Below are 21,893 nucleotides of genomic sequence, written 5' to 3'. Positions count from 1 at the left end.
GTCTCGACTGTTCGTCAGACCTTCTGGCGCATATCTCGCCCCTCGGATGGGCGCATATCCTGCTCACAGGCGAATACAGGTGGAAAACCAGGTGATCTCCGGTCTTAGGGTGTCATTCTGCACTCAGCCGGAGCAGACCCCATGATGACGTTTTCCTGAGCGTCGCCGCGCAGAGCGAGACCTTCGGTCGCGCCCGAAGCGTCGATATCCGCGTCGTAGTTAACGCTAAGAGGAATTTCCACGGTCATGGTGTTGCCGTCTGCGTCGGCGATGACGGTGGTCAGAGTGCCATCGGTGATATCGTCGGCAGCTGTGCTTGCATCACCAACCATGTATCCCGCTTCAGCAACTGGTGTGTAGGTCAGAACCCACTCGTTATCGACATAGGTCACAGCGACGGTGCCGCCATTGGTGGTCGCGAAGGACGTCGGCTGGTTCGTGCCGCCATAGGAGACGCCGTTGATCTGGACCCCAGCTGCCTGATCTGCAACCAGAGTCGAGATCACGCCAGTGGACGCGGTGTACGCCATTGCCGACAGAGTGGTGCTCACTGCATCGCCGTCATCCGAAGTCAGATCATTGTCGCCGCTGCCAAAGATAGCATCTGCGCTCAGGTCTAGCAGGTAGTCGCCGTAATTTGCGACTTTAACGTATTCGACGCTGCGGAGGCTGAACGTGACGCCGTCGATGGCGCTGTCATGATCCTCGCTGTTGACGAAGGTATCGCCAGCACTCACGGAGGCCACAAGGGTATCGTCGCCCGTGCCACCATCAACAAGGTTGTTGTGCAGGACACCGGGAGTGGTCAGCTCATAGGTAAAGGTGTCGTTGCCTGCACCAGCAAACATGTGGTCGTTGCCAGCCCCGCCGATGAGCACGTCATCGCCGTCGCCACCATTTAGAATGTCGTCGCCGCGGCCACCCTCAAGGGTGTCATTACCGCCCATGCCATTCAGCGTGTCGTTGCCATCATAAGCATAGATGATGTCCGCTTCGACACCGCCGGTCAGGTGATCGTCGCCGGTGGGTGTTGCGGCGTCTTGTCCGTTAATTACAGCCATTTTCTCATCTTCTATCTGAAAATCTTAAATAATCGCACGTCAATGCGCAGGAACGCACTTTGGTGGTGAGGCTGAGCTAGCAGTCGAAAAGCAGAGGTGTCAACTTAAAGTTGCGGTACGGATATGAGACGCACTCAAGAGATGATACTAAACCTGTTATTGCTTTTCGCCATCGTTACCGGAAATTCCCGAGGTGTTTGCGAGGGTCCGGCAGAGGCATCTCTGTCGGACAGGGCATTGGAAATAGGCTGTGATTTTGGCGGGTGATTGGGCGGATTAGCTGACGCTTTGTACGAGAGATCGCCCGGATATTTTGGGGGGGTGCCTGCCCTGTCAACGCCTGTGCAGCAGCAGGCGCCAGGGCTACGCGACAATCGGTTTCGATTTCTGGGACAGAAGCGTGTGCTGACCACGCTACAGGGAAATACCCGAATTTTATCTATATTTTTTAGGTTGTTGTGGATAGCGCCGCTGTCAGGCGGTGATGCTTCTTATGTGGTGCGCTTATGATGTAGGCCATGGAAATTGTATGCGGGGTCGAACTGGGGGCGCCAGAGCTGCGATATGACACAGCCCTTTGTAATGGTGTCTGCTGTGCAAAGCAGCAAAGGGTCCGGACTACGCTGTAGATCAGGCAGGTCCAAAGCGCCAAGGCGGTGCGATTCTCGGGGCAGTGAATGTTTCAGGAGGCGCCGTTCGTAAAATCCCAACTTGTCGCAAAAAGCGAAAGAAGAGGCACTGTTTTTTGCAGTGCAGCACAGGCTGATCAGGGCGGGGATCTGTTTGCAGGGCTGTCAGGTTCGGGGATTTCCGGAAATGGCGGGTATGGTTTTCCGGAATGCCATCGCTTGGGGGAAGGGGACTCGGCCGGGTTCCATCAGAACCTGCGCTGCGCATTGGGACCGCGCCTGTTCTGAAATCAAACAGGCCAAAGAAAAAGGGGCCCCGAAGAGCCCCTTTGAATATCGCTAAGCGTTAAGCTGATTAGACCATGACCCAGTCGTCGGTTGCTGCTTGCAGTTGCGCAGTGGTCAGGTTGGTCAGAGTGATGGTCTGGCCGGGTGCGAGTGCGATGGTTGCAATGCCGCCAACATCCGAAGTCGCGTCCAGAACAGCTGCGGTGTCTGCAAAGCCGAAGGCCGACAGATCCAGAACGTCGCCTGTTTCGCCGGTCACAGCGCTTTCCAGATCAAAGAACGAGATGGTGTCGTTGCCGTTGCCTGCAACAAACGCGAAGACGTCATCGCCATCGTCATTTGCGGCATTGATCTGGTCGTTGCCTGCGCCGCCCCAGATGGTGTCAGCACCTGCACCACCGTCAATGGTGTCGCTGCCTCCGCCGTTGAAGATCAGGTCATCGCCGTTGCCGCCTGCAATGGTGTCTTCACCAGCACCTGCATAGATGGTGTCTGCGCCTGCGCCACCGGCCAGGCTGTCATTTGCGACGTCCGAACCAGCAAACAGAACGTCATCACCGTCTTCACCGTTAAGGGTGTCTGCGCCTGCGCCGCCACCGATGGTGTCGTTGCCGGTGCCACCGTCTACGGCAGAGTCATTACCCTCACCAGCCCAGATCACGTCGTCGCCCGCGTCACCGTCAAGGTCGTCTGCGCCTGCGCCACCGTATATGGTGTCTGCGCCTGCGCCACCGTCAACGGTGTCGGTGCCGCCGCCACCCGCGAGGATGTCGTCGCCTGCGAGACCATCGATGGTGTCGTTCTCTGCGTCGCCTGCGCCTGCCCAGATCACGTCATTGAATGCCGAACCGGTCATGTTGTTGGCTTGGGTGTCACCTTTGGAGGTGATGCCAGCAGTTGCCGCAGTTGCGTCGAAGTTCTCATTCAGGTTCAGAGCCAGCGTGACCGAGACGTCAGCGGTTGTGCCGTTTGCGTCATAAATGGTCGCGACAAGCGCTTGATCAAGAACATCGTCAGTCGAATCAGCAGTAACACCAACAGCGTAGAGGCTGGTCGCTGCGGGGGTGTATGCCAGCGTCCAGTTAAGGGTACCGGCATCCCACGCAACATTCACGGTGCCGCCAAGGGTGCTCTCGAAGCTGTCGCCGTCAACGTAGGTTGTGCCACCGATGGTGATGCCCTTGTTCTCGTCTGCTACGAAGCCGTTTCCGGCCACTGCACCGGAAGAGGCGGTGTAGGTCTCTGCATCAACGTCGGTCGCCGCAACAGCGGCGGTGTCAGCGGTGGTCAGGGTCTGGTCAAACGCGAAGATTGCGTCGTTGCTGAGGTCCAGCATGAAGTTGCTTGCGTTGCTGACCTGAACGAATTCAACGGTGTTCAGCTCAACGCCGGCCACGCCCCAAAGGGTCTCGGTGCCCGCTGCTTCGATCAGCTCAACGCCGGCCACGCCCCAAAGGGTCTCGGTGCCCGCTGCTTCGATCAGGTCGTCGCCGTCTGCCAAGCCCGATACGAGGGTGTCGGAGCCTGCGCCACCAGCGATAGTGGAGGTTCCCAGGTCAGCCGCTTGCGCAACGGTGATGATATCGTCACCTTCGCCGCCGTCGATGTTGTCGTTGCCTGCGCCACCGTCAATGCTGTCGTTGCCAGGTGCACCGTTGATGACGTCATCGCCAGCGAAGCCGGTGATGACGTCTGCATCGTTGGTGCCGCCGAGGTTTTCACCGGCCTGTGTTCCGTTAATTACAGCCATTCTTCTCATCTCCTACTTGAGAATCTTCATAATCATCCTGCAGAGCGCATAGTAGGCTCTTTAAGAAGGTTGAGCGGAGCTAGCAGCGGTACAGGTAAGATGTCAACGTTCAGGTACAGCCTACAAATAGGTCTGCTGCCACCGCGTTGTGTGTCTGCCTGTTGCGTGCTTCTCTGCCTCTCGTTCTGAAAATTACCTTACGCCTGCACGTGTCGAGACTAGAAAGCAAATTTCACCGTGGATCAAGACGCACTTTCATTACCTTTTCACTCTGGCCGTCGATAAAGGGAAAGTTGGGGCCGATTGAGGCCGGGATGCAACAGGTCGCGAGAAAAGTCGCGCAATATATCGCATTCTGAAACAATCAGACCGCAAAAACAGGGGTCTACCGGGTGTTTTCGAAAAAGAGAGTTTCCTGGGGTGCTAGACGTCTGATGTTTTTATTGGCCCTTGTTTAGCGTTTTTAGTAGTCATCCTGCTGCTGTGCGGCAAATTTGTATGGTGCCTTAGAATCGGAGAGAGGCCGCTTTGGGGCGGCAGAGGGCGGAAACCTAGTCATTCGGGGAATTGCGCTATCTTTGGGTCATGGCCGGGGCTGTGCCAGGTACGGCAGCGATCGATGTTTGTGTCGGGTGATCTGGTAGCATCCTGCAGTTAAAGTGCATTATTGTTATGTGCGGTTTTACATCTTTGGGTGGTTTGGTGTGCGCGCGCCGCTTTCGGAGAGGGGTCGACCTAGGGCAGCGTAGGTCTCGCTAGATCTTCCTGGGGTTGAGGGTGCCCTGTTTCCGCCAAGCTATATATGCAAAAGCCGGTGTTTCTATCGCCATCTGAGCACTGACTCTCTAGAAGAAATAATAAAATTGATCCACAACCAGTAGTTGCATTCGTGGTGCATCTATATCGGCCGAAAAGGCGGCGGCAGGTCTTTCGGGATGCGTTTTGTGATGTGGTTGTTGATGGCAATCATTTGAATTAATCTGTCATTAACGCTTCGTTTCCTGAGGGGTCTCCATACTGATAGGAGGTCTCGGATGATGCGGGCGAGATGCTTGGTCGGTGAACCCTCGTGCCGCAAAGAGTTATGTAATCTAATCTCTTGTGGAGGATCTTGGAGCGGCAAGGGCTCTTTGAGCATCGCGGCCCGTTGCTCTTGCTGGATTAAAATATCAAAAAGATATTTAAACTCGAAATTCACGTAAGTCCTTGTGCTGTGGGGTGGCCCAAGGCCTCTCTGTCGTCAGAGCGGGGTAGGCTTTGTCTGGCGCAAAAGGTGGGCATTCTGTCACTGATGTGACCAAAACCTACGGACGTCTAACGGGTGCAGACGACAAACTGGTCCGGTGGCCTAAAATCGCCCGCATGGTGTCATGACAGTTCGATCAAACTGCGCTAGGATTTTTGTGGTTCTCGAGACGCTGGAGAGCTAATGTCTTGTGAGTATCATCTGCTCAGCATGATTTGCTGGGGGGATGTGTGTTTGGTGAGGCTCTTGGCCATTACGTTAGATGTGCGTGGCTCCTACAGACGACCATTGAAAACCTTTGCCTGAGAGCCTCACCAAGCTGTCCATGGGCGCCGCCTCCCTTGGAATTGCGCGCAGGCGGTGTCCGGAGACATGATGCACATGCACGGGTGCGTGCGCTCTGGTTGAAAGCAGCCCAGAATGATTGCGTCACGCGCTTTATCCGGCTAGGCCGCTAATGCCGTTGGCCTGGACTATAAATCTGAGAACGGCCCTGACTGGAATTTTTCATTCGGAGTGCTCTGCGTGGCGTCGACTGCCTCAATACAGGTTTCAAAGAAAACAAATCTTTCGGGTAAAGTATTCTTGGAAAACCCCTCTCGGATTTTCCCCCGATGCGACGGTTTCAAATTTGCGGCTCGGCGCCTTTTCGTATGTGAGCCCGAGAACCGCTCTGCATAACGTGGAGATTGGGCGTTATTCTAGCATCGGGGATGGTGTTCAAACGCTTTCTCAACATCCTGTCGACTTCCTAACCACATCTCCCGTGGCCTATGAAGCTGTTTTCTCGGGTGAATTTGCCCACACCCCGCCCGAACAGAACTTCGAAAAGATGCCCAAGACCACCATCGGGAATGATGTTTGGATTGGCGCGGGCGTGAAGCTCATTTCCGGAGTTTCGATTGGAGATGGAAGCGTTATCGGCACGGGGGCCGTCGTGACAAAAGACATCCCACCGTTCACTGTTGTCGCGGGAGTTCCAGCGCGTGAAATCCGAAAGCGGTTCCCGGATCATCTGGTCGAGAAGATCACTGCCTTAAAGTGGTGGAACTACAATCTGATCGGGGCGAATATCACGTGGGACACACCAGAAGCCGCTCTTGCAGAGATCGAGCAGAAAGTGCGTTCAGGTGCCGTCCTTCACCATCCGAAGCGGTTCCATGAAATTTACAAGGAAGGAGAGGGGCTCGGCCTGCGTGAAGAGGCATATGCCCCGTTTTCAAGGCGCTATGGGCGAACGTCACGCAAGCCCTTTGGCGTTGATGTTATATTGATAGGATTATAGGCTCTCGCGTCTGGCGATATTCGGTTAGTGGGGCGCCGAGAGATCATGCGTAGTACACAAGACATCCTCTGGCTCGGGGCGCATAAGACCGGCACGACCTATCTGCAGGATATTCTGGCGCGGTCCCGTCCGGCTTTGGCGCATGGCGGGCTGCTCTATGTGGGGCTTCAGGCCTTTCGCGGCCGATATACCAAACCTGTGCTCTCGCCTGATCTGGCGGGGCCCAAAGCGGCTCCTCCCTTGAGGCCCATCTCGGGCAGCGCAGGGCGCCATCTGATCTTTGACGAGAATATCCTGTCGCTGGTGCAGGACGCACTCGCGCCTCAAGGTCTCTATCCAGAAGGAGAGGAGCGCGCCCTGCGGATTGCACAGGCGGTGGGCCTTGCAAAGCCGGTTCTGGTGCTGGGTATCCGGAATTACGCGGGTTTTCTGCCCTCGCTCTATTGCGAGACGCTCAAGGCGCAACCGTTCCAAACCTTCGAGGCCTTCCAGAAGACCGGATTTTCCGCGCTGTCTTGGTGTGATTTGGCCGAGCGGTTGCTGGCGGCGTTCCCCGGTGCCCGCCTGAAAGTCTACCGCGCCGAGGCCCTGCGCAATCGCGAGGCCGAGCTGTTGAGCTGGGTCTGTGAGACAGTCCGCCCTGACCATTGGATGCGCGTGCAAGACGGGGTCTCTCGGCGGGAAGGGTTTTCCCATGACGCGATGATGGCGCTGCATGATCTGGCCGCGGCCCGCGGTCCAGAGAGCGTCACTGCGCAGGATTTGACCAACGCGCTTAGTACCCATCCGCGAGAGGGCGGGCAGGCTTATTCCCCTTGGACGCCCGAGGAAAAAGAGGCCCTGACCCTGCGCTACCGTGCCGACATCGCGGCGATCAAGGCGCTGCCCCGCGTGGATATGTGGTCTCTGCCAGCCTGATTGGTCAGCGCCCGTCTTTGCGTGTAGGGCGCAGGGCCTTCAGCGCGTCGAATTCCTGCACCGCAAAGAGGCCTTCGGTCATGTGGGTCAGGTGACCCAGCCGCGCTGCGGTCTCGTGTTCTGTACGATCGAGCCGCTCTTCCAGATGGTCCAGGCGGCGCAGAACGGCCTGTTGCTGCCAGGCCGAGACCACACCCGCCAGATCCCCGCGGGCAAGTAGACGGGCAGGGCCCCACGCGCGCAGGGCGACAGGGTCGTGGCGCATCGCGGTCCAGTCCCCTTCGGCGATGCGGGACAGGGTGTCTTGGGCGCGGAGGGCATAAGGCCAATAGGCCGAGGGTGCCATCCGGTCGATGTGCCAGGCCATGTTTTCCAAGAGCCAGCGCAGGGCGTCAGGACGGTGCTTCGGGCCGGGCAGTTGCGACACGATCCGGTCGTAGTGGTCAAAGAAGACCGCCAGTTCCATGCCGGTCGCGGCCATGGTTTGGCCCGCCCGCGCGACACGGTGGCTGCAAACTGTCTGGTTCAAAAAGGCGATGTCTTGCGCGGCCAGACAGACCTGCCAGTGAAACGGGTTGTCCTCGTAAAAGAAGGGGCCTTCGGGAAAGCGAAGGCCATGCTTTTCCAGAAACGCCGTGCGGTACATTTTGCGCCAGGGCACGCCCACCATTTGCAGGGCCAGATGGCGGCGCTCTGCCGGGGTGGCGGCTGCGGGCACGCGTTGCCAGAGAGGGGTGTCGGGGGGCGCAGAGAACCGATCTTCGGTATCGTGATAGACATTGTAGTTGGCGATAAGGACATCGCAGGGTGTGGTCTCGAACCGCTGGCGGGCGGCGTTCAGGCCGGCCGCATCCACCCAGTCATCCCCGTCGACAAAGAAGACCGCATCACCGGTGACCTCGGACAGGCCGATATTGGCGGGGATGCCGACGCCGCCTTGGGTGTTGGCCCCTAAAAACACTGGCAGCAGATCGACACCGCACGCGGCCAGCATGTGGAAACGGGCTTCGATTTCCTCGCAGGTGCAGTCATCAGAGCCGTCATCCACAAGGATCACCTGATCCCCGGGCCGCAAGCAGGGGATCAGACTGTCCAGACAGGGGCCGATATAGTCTTCGATGTTCCACGAGGTGACGATGAATGACAGCATCATGCCCATCCCCTGCGGATCAAGCTATTGATGTGGCGCGCCAGTCCGGGGTCCTCGGCCGCGATGAGGGCCATGGTGGTCGGTGTGTGCTGGTCGAGAAGGAAGTCCGCCACCTTGTGGTAGAAGGTCTGGTGATGGCTGCTGTCCAGGGTCGTCAGGATCCAGCCGAAGAGGCGGGTGTAGAAACGCGCCATGGGCAGCAGGAACACCGTCTCTTGGGCGGTGTCGTGCAAGACATCATGAAGTGGATCCAAGGCTTCGAACACCCGCAGCCGTTCTTGCCCGCGCTGGTTGGTCAACCGGTCCCCGTGCTTGTGCACGAAATGCTCGCAGCACAGGCGGGCAGAGGCATAGATGCGCTCGGCTTTCAAAAAGCCGGTCCAGTGCAACTCGATGTCGTTATGGACGGGGATTTCCGTGCACCGGATCGCGGCCTCCTGGAGGAAGGCAGTCCGGTAGATCTTGTTCCACGGATAGGCCGAGATCATGACAATCTGCGCCGCTTGGGAACGGTCGATCAGAAAGGGCGTGTCGGACATGAGGCCTGCCTGTTCCCACAGGTCCTGATCCGAGGGCATCGGACCGGGCGTGCCCTTGTCCCGTTGGCGGCTGTCGATATGCCGGAATATGCAGAAATCGAACTCATGACCCGTCAGATCGGCCAGCAGCAGGGGCAGATCGTCCGTCAGTAGGTCGTCGGAGTCAAAGAACAGCACATGATCGGTTTCGAGCGCCCTGATCCCCATGTTGCGGGCATGGCCCGCCCCAAGGTGGGCGTCGCTACGCAAATAGGTGATGCCCATGCCTGCCTCGTCGAACCCCAGATCAGCGGGACGGCACGGGATGTCGCTGGCATCATCGCAGACCAGAATACGCTCCGCGATCTGCATCTGCGACAGTTGCGTGAGCAGACGGGTCAGTCCGTCAGGGTCATTCCGGACAGGGATGACGACCGAAAGCGTCATACACCAAAAAGAGCAAGGTCTTTGAGAGAGATCTGGCGCACGTCAGGGGGCAGGAACAGCATCAGCTCGCGCCAAGGCGCCTGTGCGGGCACGTCATCGCGCTCTGCCAGCTTCATCAGGTCCGCATGGGTGCTGGGGGCCGAATACGAGATCACCCGCTTGCCAAAGAAGGCATCCTGAAATCCGCCCTCATGGCCGCTGCGCAGGCAGACGCGAAAGGTCATGGTCGCCTCGGAGGTGACTTTGCACATGAAGCCCGCGATGTCGCGGCCGGTCAGATCGCATTCGCCCATCTGGATGTTCAAAGACAACCAGCGGCCGGGGCGGCGGGTCTTGAAGGACAGGTCCAGCAGGGTGCCGGGCTGGCTGGTTGCGTGAACCGAAGTATCGCTTTCCTCGTCCAGCAGAACAAAAACGCCGGGGGAAAACTGTTCGCCCGAGGCGACTTTGCGGTCAAAAGACTGAGCGCGGAGCACCGCCAGTGCGTGGTTTGCTTGCGCTTCAGCGCCGAAATCGAGGTTGTGTTCCATATCTGCCTCTAATCTTTGAAATCCGGTGCTTCAGAAACACGCAAGTCATACTGTCTGGTTTGTTTAGACGGGTTTGGCGCGTGGTTTCAAGGTCAACTTCCTGTGGCGCGGATTGGTGCCGAGGGGGCGCTAGCGCCGGCCCAAGAGCCGGTCCTCGTGCAGCCCGCGCAGGGTCTTCAGCACCTGTTCGGCGCGCTGGTCGACTCTGTGATGCAGCATGACCAGACGGTGCAGGGCCGCGGCCTGTTTCAACCGCTCGTCTTCGTGCGCAAGATAGTATTGGGCCGCTTCTTTGACCTCGGCGGGATTGCGGCAGGTGACGACCTGTCCCATCAGCGCCTCTTCGCCGGAGAAGTGATCCGAGATCACCATCGCCCCGGCCATGCCTGCATCCATGATCCGGTTCGACACAAACCCCAGATCGGCCATATCTGCCCAATGGTCGTTCAGAACGATCCGGGCCGCGCGGTAATAGGCGGCGAGCCGATTGTTGGGGACATGGGTGCCTTTGACATATTGCGGGGGGATCAGCCCCTGCCATTCGGCGCCATAGATGGCCACGGGCAGGCCTTGGTCGACGCAGGCCTGCGGCATCCAGCGGGCGGTCTTGCGCGAGTTGCCGACGAACAGCAGGTCGTGATGGGGCACGCCGGTCAGATCGACCTCTGGATGAAAGCGCTCGGGGTCCGCGCATTGCAGCATGACCGAGGCCTGCATTCCCAGCTGTTCGATGATCCGCGCAGCCTCGGGATAGGCGCTGACGCAGACATGATCATAACCGCGCATCTCGTCGAGGGTGACGCGGGCGGGATGGCTGATATGCCACATCATGTTGATATGGCGCGGGTCGGGCGTATAGGGCGTGACACCGCGCAGGACGATCACCGCGTCATCTTCGGGGTGATGGGTGTACCAGTCCGGTAGAATGTCGACCCGCGTGCGGCATCCCAGACGGTCCAGCGCTTTGGCCAGACTTTCCGCCAGATGCAGATCGCCCCAGCGGTGTTTATAGGCGGGGCGCGGGGCAGGGATTTTCAGCGCGATCTGCAGGCTGTCCTGCTGCCAATACAGCCGCTCTGCCCTGTGTTTCAGACGGACCCCATCGCGGCGCGGGGCCGCGGGGCGGCGTCCTTGGTCAAGGCAGGCGCAATAGCTGTGGTCCAGATGGAGGGGCGCCTGAGTGTGCGTGGCCCGCAGGATAAAATCCCATCCGGCCTCTTCCTTTAGATCGGGGGCAAAGCGCAGTCCGGTGTCGGTCAGCTGCCGGCGGTGGGCAAAGACCGTCAGATCCATCAGGTCTTGGGCCAGCATCGTGGGGCGGTGTGCCCCCAGCAACCGTAGCCTGCCCGCTGCGCTGTCCTGTCCTGCCGGGGCGCCCTGCAAATTGGTATAGAGGCTCATGGCCTCTGGAGCCTTCCGGAAGGCCGCCCGCAGCTGCGCCAGATACCCGGGCGCCCATATCCGGTTTTCGGTCTGATAGGCCAAGATATCGCCCTCGGCCGCGTCCAGAGCGAGGTTGTAGCCATCGGCGCGGATCACCCCCGAAGGCGCAATGAGTTTCAGCTGCCCTGTGGCCAATTGGGCAGGGAACCGCGCCATCACCTCGGTCAGCACGCGGGGTCCTTCCGAGATATCGGCGAGGATCACCTCTGTGGGGGGCGGGACTTGATCCAGAGCTGACGCCAGCACGCGGGGTAAGTGGTCTTGCCAGCGGGCGACGGTGCAGAGCACAGAGACCGAGGGGCCTTTTTGCAGGGCGAGATCGGGCGTCAGCGGCGATGGTGTCAGTGTCCGGCGCTGCTGGCCGGCCTGTTCAAAGGGCACATCCACGGAAACCATCTCGAACCGCTGGCCCATCAGTCCGGGCATCTGCCCCAAGAGCCGCTCGATCGCATGGGCCAGCGTGCCGCAAATCTGGCCTTCTTCGGCGGGGAAATCCTGAAACCCGAGGTTCAGATCCAGAAGCGGTGTCAGGACCGCCGAGCGGCAGCAAAAGAACCCGCCCGCAGGGAAGTCGGGACAGATGTCGGGCAGGGGGATCCCCATCCGCGCCGTCAGATGGCGGCAGAGGTCCTGCGACTTTCCATAATTCGGAGCGCGGCGCAGCATCTGCCAGTAGCCCGGCGCCACCATCCCCAGATCGGGGTACTTGGCAAAGAGCGAAAGCATCTGCCGCGCCACAGCGGGCGAGCCAAGCAGGCTGTGACCCAGAAACTCGAACCAGCCGCTGTGATAACTGTGATGAGCGGATTTCTTGCCATGAAGATGCAGGAACAGGTCCGACTGCCGGATTTCGTCCTGAAAGCAGACCAGCCAAGGCGACATGTCCCGGCCGCGATTGGGCACGCCCCGCACAGTCACACTCCGCGCAAGGGGCAGCAGGGCGGAGAGTTGCGTTTGCAGAGCCTCTGTATCGGCGTCTTCTTGGGTGGACACGAGCAGGTCAAACCCGCAGGGCAGCCGCCCGATCAGGGTCGCCACAGGCCCCAGCATCTCTGTATAATAGAGATGAATGTGCACTGCGAGCCGTTCTGGCAGGGCCTCTGGCTCTGCCGCGCCCTCGGCCGCAAAATTCAGAACGTGCCGGATCGGCCCGTACTCGTAACGGCCAGAGCGTTTCAGGTCAGGATGGGTCGATGTCCGGTCCACAAAGAAGGGCATGGGGCGACGTCCGGCGTCCATCCCCGTTTCCAGATAGTGCAGGAACGGGTTGATCCCCACCTCGGCCAGTTCCGGATTGTCCGCCAGATAGCCAAGGGTGTCGAACCAACGGCAGGGGGATAGCCCCAGATGCCAGCCTGCCGACAGGAAATGCCCTGCGGGATCAGCCTCGGCAGCCTCTCGTAGGTCCCTAGCCGCCCCGTGGGTCAGTTGAGACAGGTAGAACCCATCATCGAACTGCTCTGAAAACAGCTGCTGCGTGCGGACAGAGAGTCCCGCAAAAGAGCTGGATGCCGACATCGCGTGGATCACTTCACCTGAGCCTGAACCCAGTCCCATGTGTCTGCAATGCCCTGATCCAGATCGATGGAGGCCTGCCAGTCAAAGGCCTCTTGGGCGCGGGTGGTATCCAGCACAACCCGCGGTACGTCATAATTGCGCTTGTCCTTGTAGATCGGTTTGACGTCGCCGCCGACCAGATCGCAAATTTTCTGTACGACCTCGGCCACAGAGGCCCCTTTTCCGCTGCCTGCGTTAAAGACACCGGTCACGTCCGACACCAGCGCGCGGTGACAGAGTTCGGCCATATCCTGCACATGAATGAAATCGCGCACGATGCTGCCATCGCCCCAGATTTCGATCTGTTCCTTGCGGGCCAGACGCCACAGATGGGTGCCGATCAGACCCTGAATGCCCGTATGCCCTTGGCGCGGACCATAGGGGTTGGACGCCCGCAGGGCCACATAGTCCAGCCCGTGATGCTGCCGCTCCATAAAGAGGTAGTTCTCGATCGCGACCTTCACGATCCCATAGGAGCTGATCGGGTTCAGGGGGTGGTCTTCGGCCATGGGATCGGTCTGCGGCACGCCATACACCGTACCGCCCGATGACAGATAAACCATCTTGCGCACGCCCGCGGACCGCATGACCTCGAGCAGGCGCACAGTCGCGATCAGGTTGCCGTTGATGTCTCCAACAGGATCAAGGTTCGAGGTCGAGGGCACTGTGGTGCTGGCCAAGTGGATGACGGCATCCACGCCAGAAAGAGCCTCATAAATCTGAGCGGAGTCCGACAGATCTCCTAATATGTATTCCACGCCGGGCAGAGGGGGCCGGAACATTTCAGCGCGGCGATCCAGAACACGCACTGACACGCCTGCCGCCAGAACCTTGTCCACCACATGCGAGCCGATGAAGCCGCAGCCGCCGATAATAAGAGCTTTCATAAAATCCGTCCCTTCCGAGGTATCCATCACGTGGCCGATACATACATGTCTTGCGTCTATCTGCCCCCTCCGGCTGTGTCTATTCCTTGGCAGGATTCAGAGGATTAGACCTTCTTGCCCGGATGGCTTGCTGCAAGAAGAGCAAGCCATGTTTTTGTCATACCAAAACCTGCGTTTGGTTGCTGCTTCTGAAGAGGCAACGGGTATGGTGGATCATTAAATCAGGTGTATTTTTAAATTTCTGATTTTAAGGGTAATATTGGATCTCCTATTGTTGACACATGCTTTCCTACATCCGCAACTTGAGCGCGGATGATTGCCTATAGTCCGTGCTCGGCATGAAATAGGATTAGAAGTTAGAGAAAACGCAAACGGTGGGCGACTACCGGAATCAAACGCAGCAGACAGTGCTGTCTCTAAACTTGCGAAAGACGAGTACTGCTAGTTCCTTCTCAGAGAAGCCGCGACCAACCCTCTATGAGAGCGATGGCGCGCCGCTTACTCTGTGTGTTGTCTGGAGCGGCTTCGCATAGGGTCTCTATGTGATAAGGTCGCGCAGGGCGCTGGCCTGAGTGCTGATGCGCTGGCTCATCAATCTCAGCAGTGTCATATCCCGAAGAGACTTGCGTTTGAGTTCTTCATAAACCGGAGTGCGTGCGCAAAAATCCCACCACGTCAGGATGCAGCTATTCTCATACCCCGTAAAATACCGCTGCGGTGTCTGGGTCTTTGGGTTGATCGTTTCGACGGCCAGCTCCAGCCGATCAAGATCCTGCGGGCTGGTGAAGGGCACTTGCCAAGGTTTGATATTGCCGAACATCGCGTTGAGGTGAATTGATTTTGGGTTCATGTCCGGTGTCTGCCCGTTCAGATCCACTACTTTTACGTTGTAACGGTTCTTCTTCTTGATCTTGCCGATCTCGCCCGCAAAGAAGGCCGTTAGAAAGCCTTGATCCCCGACATAAAGCACCTCTTTGCCGGGGATGTGCGCCGCCCATCGCTCGACATAGTTGGCGTAATGCTGCGGGCGCAGGCCGCGGGCTCGCAGCCGCTCCAGATTGATCAGGATATGACCTGAGTTGAACCCACCTCCGAGGTGTTGAAATTGATCGAAATCCAACGGGTCTTCTGGTAGCCTCCAATAGGTGGTGACCAGCAGCGATTTGTCTTTGAAATCCCGAAAATAAAACCCGTAGTCATCGCTGAGAAACAACACATCACCAGTATCAACATAGAGCACTCGGTCAATGTCTTTGGGCAGGAACAAGTGACAGGCCGCATCAAAGAACCGTTCGATATCCGGTGCGCGGGCGTAGCGTGACATGCTCTCAAACATTGCACGCTCGGTCACATGCACGTTGTAAAAGGTCAAATCGAGCCCATCTGCAAAATCCGTCAGCGCGGCGAGTGTGGGCTCTGAGATTTCTGACTGCATGAGATAGAAATGCACATCATAGGTCTGGCACAGGATCTCGTGGATATTGAGAAGGTTGACGAACACGAGCCGTGCATATCTGTCATTGCAGGAGGTGGCGATATTCATACGTTTCTTTGGCATTGACAGGGATTTCCCTTGTTGACCGAGGATATCTGCAGGCCGTGCCATGCGTCCCTACTCTTCATAGGGCAAGACATTTTGCGGCTGAATGCTTTTCTTGGGCCGTGCTTGCATTCATCGTGTTCGTGCCGAACTGAGGATCTCAGAACGTCGCGCTTGTCGCGTTCTGCGGCAGCATGATCCACGCAGCGGAAGATGCAAGTTGGACACCTCCAGAAACCTCTAGCTGCTGTTCTTTCGTCGTGATTCACTGCTCATGATGGGTGGAGGGGATCATGACCAAGCAAGCAGGGTTCTGGAGTGTCGACGACCGGTTGGCGAGATTTCGGCGGGTGGTGACCCGCTCGAAACCCTGAACGCCACTGTGATTTCGAACGTTTCCGGCCGATCATTGAACGCGCGGCAGTCCACTGATGGACCTTGTCCGCGCGCTTGCCGAAGACATCCGCGCAGCGATGCTGGCGGGGCATACTCTGACAGACATCGTGGCTGCCCTGAACGCTAACCGTGACGCAGATCAGCAGATCAATCTGCAGACCTTCCGGAACTATCTCCAGAAGGCTCGAGCCGAACAGGGTCTCGCGCCGGTACAACCCAAGCGCGCGCCAGCAGCGCAGCCACAAGCTTTCAAAGCCACCAACGAATTTTTGCGACCTGAGCCAAATGCTCCGTGGCAATCCCGACCTGACGCACAATCACCGCGCCGGACTCAACCTCCCAAAAGAAACGGTCGAAACATGAAAGGTGACCTATGAAGAGTGTACTGTTTATCCATGGCGACAAAGGGGGCGTGGGCAAAACCCAGTGTGCCACCAGAACCGCGGCAGCTTTTGAAGCAGTGGGGCGACCGCTCACACTGGTGGACGGAGACGTCAAAAACCCCGGCCTTGATATGCTGTTTGAAGACCGGACAACATGCGTGGACCTTCGGACCGCGGCGGGCATCCTGACACCGGCGACATCTTGGGCTTTGAACAGGCTTGGGAAAAGGATGGCATCCGCAACACCGCACGCTTTGCCAAAGGCGGGGTAAAGACCGTATCGGTTCTTGGCGATCCAAAGGGCGCTACGCGTATGGTGGTGTTTGAAGGCGGACTGGATGCCTTGGCCCTGGCCGAGCTAGAGGCGCGGGGCGACACACTCTACGTTAGCACCGGCGGCGGCTTCGGACAGAGGACAAAGCGGGGCCTGAAAACCTTGGCAGACGGTCGTCAAATATTCTCGGGCTTCGACAACGAACCAGCGGGTGAGGCCCTGCATGCACAGCTTTCGTGTCTTCTCCCCGCCATTGAGCGCCACGCGCCGCCTGCGCGCATCGTAGGCGCCACCCGGCCTTGCAAGGACTGGCTCGATGCCCTGAACGCCATGGCAGAGCGGGGTATCGTGGAGCCAGAATAAAAAGCATATGGGCCTCGCAGGAATTGTCCGTCCCGTGAGGAGGCTGCTGTGGATCGAAGTTGGACTCTCGGGAGCATAGTCATGCCCGACACCTCACGATGGCGTCGGCGGTAACGTGACAACACCTTCAGACTAGTGGCTGAAACTGAGCAGAAACCGCTGGGTCAATACATCTTTTGCAAGGGTGGAATACATTGGGAAGCGACGGCAGTTCTCCATTCCATCATTATCCATGATAACCGATATTTATCGGGCTAAACGGGCGGCTGCACAAGGAAATCATCATATGCGGATAACAGCAAAATACGTGCATTAATTTATTATACATACAAGATATATTGGCGTTAGAGGATGCCCATTATCTTTGATCCAGAGCGGCGCTGATGATGTAACCGCCCCCCGACGGCATCGATGTGCCAAGGTGGGTCTGCGACGATCCACAAAGGAGGGCGGTTACATCATCAGCGCCGATCCGCCTCTGAATTTTTATTTCATGAAAGACCAGAAGGCCGATTGAAAAGGAACTTAGATGCCAGCTAAAAACAAGAGATTCTTTAAAGCGCCTTTGGCCATCAACGATTTGTTTAAGGAACTTAGATGCCCGCTAACAACAACAAACTCTTTAAAGCGCCTTTGACCATCAGCGATTTGCTTGATGTCGAATTTTATTCGAATGCACTCAAGTCCGATAATGTGTTTCAGCTTAAAGAAGCCTATGATAGTTATAAGGCAGATGGCTGGAAGCTTGGATGCCAACCATCGGCATATTTCGATGGCGCATGGTATATACAAGTCAATCAGGATGTTGCCTCTAGCGGCATCTCTCCGCTAGAGCATTACCTGTCTTTCGGGCAATTCGAGGGGCGACGTCCCAACGCGAAGGCGGAGCACACGCAACGTCTGAGCGAGGAAGGCAAAGCCCTTTATGCCAAAGTAGCGCCCTATGTTGACAGATCCGCCTATTTTGAAACGCTATCGGCGGATCATCTCGCCGAAGCGACTGATTTAGATCCGGTCCTGCATTATATTTCCTTCGGCCACACACAGGGAAAAGTGCTAACCGACCGGTTTGACGCGCAGTATTATAAAGCGACCAACCGCGACGTGCGTGAGGCCGGTGTCGATCCACTTACACACTATTTGGAGTTTGGGTATCTAGAAGGGCGTAAGCCACACCCCCAAAAACCTTGGCTGTTGCCTCCGTACGATCAGTTGATGCGCGCGGGAATGATTCGGATGCACCTCGACCCTGAGGTTTACCGGCGTGAATTTCCTGAGGTTGAGGGCACGACGACCGACATAACTCATCATTACATCCGTTTCGGTGTGTCGAATCGGTTCAAACCCAACTCATGGTTCGACCCTTTTGCCCCGTCGGTGAATTTGGGGAGCGAGCTTGACCATCTGACACCACTCGAACGCCACCTGATCGCCACTGGACAAATACCGCTGTTGCCCTGCCACAGGCACACAAGCGTGACGGCCGGTTACTACGCGAATCAAAAACTCGTCCACCTGCTCCCGCATGAGGACTGGGACGAGGTTCGCGGGCGCAATGGTTTCGATGTCGAAGCCTTGCGTCTTTTCGGAGATCAGCAGACGTTTTCGAGCGAAGATCTCGCGCTGCCCTCAATACAATCTGATCGAGCGTCGAGCCTGGAAGCAGAAAACCCGCGCGATGAAGCTTTCATCAAGCTGCTGCTGAGCGAGGGGAAAAACAAGGTTCTGTCCTGTGATATATGGGATACCGTATTGCGCCGCAGCTGCCAGCCTGACGAAACTAAATTGCGCGCGGCGCGGGCGCTTTGGCTTCGGTCGCGCAATGTCAATCTGGACCTTGCAAAGCTGCATCCTGTGGACGTGATGCAGATGCGCCGAACCGCCGAAGCCATAGCTTCCGACGAGGTTTACGAATTTCGTTTCGAGGACATGTCAAAGGTCTGGCTGTCCTTGTTGCAACTTTCCGAATCCGAGTTCGAGGCCAGCGTCAAGAAGACCGAAATCGCGATCGAAAAGAGCGCTTCCTATCCTGACGCAACGGTGCAGGCGATTCTCGAAGGATTCCCCGGGCGTAAGATCGCCATTTCTGATTTCTATCTCGGAAAAGAAGATCTCAAGGCGATCCTGTACAACAATGACCTGCCGGAGTTTGATCAAGTTTATGTGTCCTGCGATCACCTCGCAACCAAGCGCAGTGGCGATCTCTATGACACGGTCCTGATGCGGGAAAACGCCGAAGCCGACGGCATTTTTCATATAGGCGACCGCTTTCAGGCGGACGTTCAGGAGGCGCGCAAGCATGGGCTCAACGCCGAACTATTCAGTGTTCCGGCACACAACCAGAGGATCGCGGCCCTCGACAAGGCGTATTATGGGCATCTCGCAGGCAATTTCACCGAACATGCCCGCAATCTCGCACAGCTTGTCGGTTTCGACGAGAGCGAGGCGACTTGCCCGGCCAGCGCTCTCGCGATCGTCTTTGGCGGGTTCGTCCTGAACATCATTGAGGAAGCGGAGAAAATTGGCACCGACCGAATTTTCTTCTTTTCTCGAGAGGGGGCTTTCTTCAAGGAACTCTACGAACTCGCGGTGAAATTAGACGTCTATGATTTGGGATCCTATGCGGATTCTCAGATGCTTTACGTCAGCCGTCGCGCCACCTTCGCCGCGTCTCTGGCAGACCTGACGCCCGAATACCTTATGCGCCTGTGGAGCCAGTACTCGACCCAGTCGGTTCAGGCCCTCGCGGTGACGCTGAACATCGACCCGAAGGTCTGGGAAAAGGCGGCCACGCGCCACGGGATCAAGCTGGACGTGCCGGTGAAATATCCTTGGCAGAACGACAAGGTGATCGACTTCCTCAACGATCCGGAAGTTCGCGACAGCGGCCGCCAGAGTATCTGGAAGCAGCGCGCCGCCCTAGTCGATTATCTCGAAGGTGCCGGATTCGACCCGAAGGCCGAAGACAAGCGACTGATCGTTGACATTGGCTGGCGCGGGAGCATTCAGGACAATATCGCGCTTGTTTCCAATGGTGAGGTGCACGGAAACTACCTTGGCCTTTCCCCCTTTCTGAACCCCCAGCCGGCAGGTTGCACAAAAATCGGCTATCTTTTCGATGCCCAAAGAGGTGAGCAAGAGGCGATCAACGAATTTGCCGCGTTGGAATTCCTTTCCAATGCGCTCGGCGGATCGGTGATCGGCTATGAAAAGTGCGAACCGCTGCGCGAGGTTTTCGCAAGCGAAGAGGCATGCATCGCGGATCATGTGGTTCCGCTGCAGAAAGAGCTACTCGCTTCGGCAAAGAAGGTCTTCGAGTATATCCGGCGCCACGGTTTGGTCTCGAGCGACCTGCGCCAGCTCGCCAACCTCATCGCCGAGCGATTCATGACTTCCCCGGAGTTCCGTGTCGCCGACGCTTTCGCCGCGCTCGAACACAACGAGACCTTCGGCACCGGTGAGCTCGACACCATGAACGAAGAGGTCAGCACAGTGCTCGACGAGACGCTGCCCGATTATGAAATGCATTACCACACTGCCAATGGATTGTTTGACCGGCGCTGGCCCAGTTCTTTCCTGAATTCGAAAGAATATGCTTCGCTCTATGACGAACTGTCGGTCCATCAGAGGCTGGCGATGTCGCGGCCCGGGGGAGTTGCTGCGGTTCCCGCGGAGCTTCGAGGAAACAAGCACAAGATCGCGGTATACGCGCCCCATCCGATCTGGGGGTCAGGCGGCCATCGCACGATCTACAATCTCGTCAAAGCCCTTTCCCGCGCCGGACACGAAGTGCATTTGCTATCGGAGGGGCGCGGCGATCAATACGGCTATGTCGAGCAGGAAACCGAGAACAGCGCTGCCATCCTGCACGACCACTGGCAAGTGGACATCAAGCCCGATGCGGCGATCGCCACTATCATGCACAGCGCCGAGTTCTTGAACAAGAAATACGATGAGGACGTCAAGAAATTCTATCTGGTGCAAGACAACGAGGCCGAATTCAACATGCTGTCCGATGGCTATGTCATCGGCGAGAATTCCTTCGCTCAGGGGCTAAACCATCTCTGCGTCGGCCACTGGCTGCCTCATCTCATCCAGTCGCGCTTCGGCGGCATGGCGATCGGTGCGGGGCTGGGTGTCGATACGACGGTTTATCGGCCTTTCGAAGATATCAAACGTCGCAAACGCGTCGCCGTTCTGTTCCAGCCCGACAAGCCGCGCCGTATGCCGCGGATTTCGCTCGAGGCGCTCGCCTTGGTGAAGCAGAAGCACCCGGACCTTGAGATCGTGACCTACGGTTCGGCTCCGCGCCCGGATTTGCCCTTCGAATTCGAGCACCTCGGGATGGTCAATGACATTTCCCACCTCAATGGGCTCTACAATAGTGCGCAAATCGGCCTATGCATCAGCCTGACCAACCCCTCACGTATCCCGTTCGAGATGATGGCCGCGGGCTGTGTTCCGGTGGATGTCTATCGCTACAACAACCTGTTCGATTATGCCGATGGCACCGCTCTTCTGGCCTATCAATCCGCGCACTCGCTTGCGGCGGCTTTCGACCATCTCCTGAGCGACCCGGAAGCCCTAGCCGCGCGCAGCGACAAGGGTGTGGAGATCGCGAAGATGCGGTCTCTGCAATGGGAGACCGATATTCATGTCAACGCCGTGGAAGCCGTGTTACGTGGTGAAACACTCGACGATGTCACTCTCCCGTCGCTGAGCTACAGCGACCCGGCATTCGTATCAATTGAGGATGATACGAATGCGGTGCAGAGATTTCTGGCATGGCAAAGAGAGAATGCAAATGCGCATACATTTACGGCATATCAGCCCATCTCTATGAGCTTGGGGCCGCGGCAATTAAACGCGGTTTAAGCACATCGTGAGTACATAAATATACTTAGTCGGCTTTGAACAACCTCCAAGTTTCTGAATTTGTTTGAGAAATCGGTGATTGTATTGGCTTTGTGCTGCAGGGTTTCATAGGATTCCTTCAGAAACCCTGCAATTTGGGACTGCTGCCACGAAGCACCGCTCCCGCGCCACGGAACAAGACGATCTCTTGCGACCTCGACTGGTCGACATGATCGACATGCGCCACGAGTTGGTAAAATTGTCCGAGCTGATCGATTGGGAATGGGCAGAATTCTTCCCCTCGAAAGAGGGGCGCCCGGCAACGCATCCTAGGCTGGTCGCCGGGCTGATGTCTACAGCACGTGTACCGCTTG

The 21,893-nt window shown here is 57.5% G+C and carries 14 protein-coding genes and 1 pseudogene; 7 read left to right on the top strand and 8 right to left on the bottom strand.

Translation table 11 applies throughout. The annotated features are described in order from the left end of the window. Nucleotides 1-104: 104 nt before the first annotated feature. Nucleotides 105-1,061, bottom strand: coding sequence for a calcium-binding protein (locus tag AB9K37_RS01695; protein WP_369835271.1), 957 nt, complete (start codon nucleotides 1,059-1,061; stop codon nucleotides 105-107). Between the two features lie 984 nt (nucleotides 1,062-2,045). Next, complete coding sequence (locus AB9K37_RS01690; RefSeq protein ID WP_369835270.1) at nucleotides 2,046-3,728, bottom strand: calcium-binding protein; 1,683 nt, start codon at nucleotides 3,726-3,728, stop codon at nucleotides 2,046-2,048. Nucleotides 3,729-5,740: 2,012 nt separating this feature from the next. On the opposite strand from AB9K37_RS01690, the gene AB9K37_RS01685 reads away from it, so the two are divergent. Together AB9K37_RS01685 and AB9K37_RS01680 are read left to right on the top strand one after the other, a co-directional pair. Continuing rightward, nucleotides 5,741-6,259 carry a CatB-related O-acetyltransferase gene (locus AB9K37_RS01685; protein WP_369835269.1) on the top strand — a complete coding sequence of 173 codons (519 nt, stop codon included), beginning with the start codon at nucleotides 5,741-5,743 and terminating at the stop codon, nucleotides 6,257-6,259. Nucleotides 6,260-6,304: 45 nt separating this feature from the next. After that, nucleotides 6,305-7,177 carry a hypothetical protein gene (locus tag AB9K37_RS01680; protein WP_369835268.1) on the top strand — a complete coding sequence of 291 codons (873 nt, stop codon included), beginning with the start codon at nucleotides 6,305-6,307 and terminating at the stop codon, nucleotides 7,175-7,177. Between the two features lie 4 nt (nucleotides 7,178-7,181). Here the strand turns inward: AB9K37_RS01680 and AB9K37_RS01675 are convergent, their stop codons facing one another. The 6 genes from AB9K37_RS01675 to AB9K37_RS01650 form a co-directional block, all read right to left on the bottom strand. After that, complete coding sequence (locus tag AB9K37_RS01675; RefSeq protein WP_369835267.1) at nucleotides 7,182-8,330, bottom strand: glycosyltransferase family 2 protein; 1,149 nt, start codon at nucleotides 8,328-8,330, stop codon at nucleotides 7,182-7,184. Continuing rightward, nucleotides 8,327-9,292: a glycosyltransferase family 2 protein gene (locus AB9K37_RS01670; RefSeq protein WP_369835266.1), complete on the bottom strand. Its 966-nt coding sequence runs from the start codon at nucleotides 9,290-9,292 to the stop codon at nucleotides 8,327-8,329. Before AB9K37_RS01670 ends, AB9K37_RS01675 begins: the two co-directional genes overlap by 4 nt. Beyond that, the gene (locus tag AB9K37_RS01665) at nucleotides 9,289-9,822 is read right to left on the bottom strand and encodes a hypothetical protein (RefSeq protein WP_369835265.1); all 534 of its coding nucleotides are present in this window, start codon (nucleotides 9,820-9,822) and stop codon (nucleotides 9,289-9,291) included. Before AB9K37_RS01665 ends, AB9K37_RS01670 begins: the two co-directional genes overlap by 4 nt. 129 nt (nucleotides 9,823-9,951) lie before the next feature. Further along, on the bottom strand, nucleotides 9,952-12,822 hold the full coding sequence (locus tag AB9K37_RS01660; RefSeq protein WP_369835264.1) for a rhamnan synthesis F family protein: 2,871 nt from the start codon (nucleotides 12,820-12,822) through the stop codon (nucleotides 9,952-9,954). After that, on the bottom strand, nucleotides 12,792-13,709 hold the full coding sequence (locus tag AB9K37_RS01655) for an NAD-dependent epimerase/dehydratase family protein (RefSeq protein ID WP_369835263.1): 918 nt from the start codon (nucleotides 13,707-13,709) through the stop codon (nucleotides 12,792-12,794). The genes AB9K37_RS01660 and AB9K37_RS01655 overlap by 31 nt, the downstream gene beginning before the upstream one ends. Nucleotides 13,710-14,247: 538 nt before the next feature. Beyond that, nucleotides 14,248-15,315 carry a glycosyltransferase gene (locus AB9K37_RS01650; RefSeq protein ID WP_369835262.1) on the bottom strand — a complete coding sequence of 356 codons (1,068 nt, stop codon included), beginning with the start codon at nucleotides 15,313-15,315 and terminating at the stop codon, nucleotides 14,248-14,250. Between the two features lie 128 nt (nucleotides 15,316-15,443). On the opposite strand from AB9K37_RS01650, the gene AB9K37_RS01645 reads away from it, so the two are divergent. The 5 genes and pseudogenes from AB9K37_RS01645 to AB9K37_RS01625 all read left to right on the top strand — a co-directional run. Further along, complete coding sequence (locus AB9K37_RS01645) at nucleotides 15,444-15,527, top strand: hypothetical protein (protein WP_369835272.1); 84 nt, start codon at nucleotides 15,444-15,446, stop codon at nucleotides 15,525-15,527. 491 nt (nucleotides 15,528-16,018) lie between these two features. Next, nucleotides 16,019-16,300 carry a P-loop NTPase gene (locus AB9K37_RS01640; RefSeq protein ID WP_369835261.1) on the top strand — a complete coding sequence of 94 codons (282 nt, stop codon included), beginning with the start codon at nucleotides 16,019-16,021 and terminating at the stop codon, nucleotides 16,298-16,300. Then, entirely contained in the window at nucleotides 16,183-16,665 is a 483-nt protein-coding gene (locus AB9K37_RS01635; RefSeq protein ID WP_369835260.1) for a toprim domain-containing protein, read from the top strand. Before AB9K37_RS01640 ends, AB9K37_RS01635 begins: the two co-directional genes overlap by 118 nt. Nucleotides 16,666-17,262: 597 nt before the next feature. Next, nucleotides 17,263-21,540, top strand: a complete 4,278-nt coding sequence (locus AB9K37_RS01630; RefSeq protein ID WP_369835259.1) for a hypothetical protein — start codon at nucleotides 17,263-17,265, stop codon at nucleotides 21,538-21,540. Between the two features lie 208 nt (nucleotides 21,541-21,748). Then, nucleotides 21,749-21,893, top strand: a pseudogene (locus tag AB9K37_RS01625) (IS5/IS1182 family transposase); the annotation flags it as partial.

The organism is Donghicola sp. XS_ASV15, from assembly GCF_041224595.1.
GTDB lineage: Bacteria > Pseudomonadota > Alphaproteobacteria > Rhodobacterales > Rhodobacteraceae > Donghicola.
Note: the sequence above shows the minus strand (reverse complement) of the source record. Positions and strands in the feature narration are given on the sequence as shown.

Coding starts and splice junctions, on each gene's coding strand:
- AB9K37_RS01695 (WP_369835271.1), bottom strand. CDS start 1,061: ATGGCTGTAATTAACGGACAAGACGCCGCAACACCCACCGGCGACGAT.
- AB9K37_RS01690 (WP_369835270.1), bottom strand. CDS start 3,728: ATGGCTGTAATTAACGGAACACAGGCCGGTGAAAACCTCGGCGGCACC.
- AB9K37_RS01680 (WP_369835268.1), top strand. CDS start 6,305: ATGCGTAGTACACAAGACATCCTCTGGCTCGGGGCGCATAAGACCGGC.
- AB9K37_RS01675 (WP_369835267.1), bottom strand. CDS start 8,330: ATGATGCTGTCATTCATCGTCACCTCGTGGAACATCGAAGACTATATC.
- AB9K37_RS01670 (WP_369835266.1), bottom strand. CDS start 9,292: ATGACGCTTTCGGTCGTCATCCCTGTCCGGAATGACCCTGACGGACTG.
- AB9K37_RS01665 (WP_369835265.1), bottom strand. CDS start 9,822: ATGGAACACAACCTCGATTTCGGCGCTGAAGCGCAAGCAAACCACGCA.
- AB9K37_RS01660 (WP_369835264.1), bottom strand. CDS start 12,822: ATGGGACTGGGTTCAGGCTCAGGTGAAGTGATCCACGCGATGTCGGCA.
- AB9K37_RS01655 (WP_369835263.1), bottom strand. CDS start 13,709: ATGAAAGCTCTTATTATCGGCGGCTGCGGCTTCATCGGCTCGCATGTG.
- AB9K37_RS01650 (WP_369835262.1), bottom strand. CDS start 15,315: ATGGCACGGCCTGCAGATATCCTCGGTCAACAAGGGAAATCCCTGTCA.
- AB9K37_RS01645 (WP_369835272.1), top strand. CDS start 15,444: ATGATCCACGCAGCGGAAGATGCAAGTTGGACACCTCCAGAAACCTCT.
- AB9K37_RS01640 (WP_369835261.1), top strand. CDS start 16,019: ATGAAGAGTGTACTGTTTATCCATGGCGACAAAGGGGGCGTGGGCAAA.
- AB9K37_RS01635 (WP_369835260.1), top strand. CDS start 16,183: ATGCGTGGACCTTCGGACCGCGGCGGGCATCCTGACACCGGCGACATC.
- AB9K37_RS01630 (WP_369835259.1), top strand. CDS start 17,263: ATGCCCGCTAACAACAACAAACTCTTTAAAGCGCCTTTGACCATCAGC.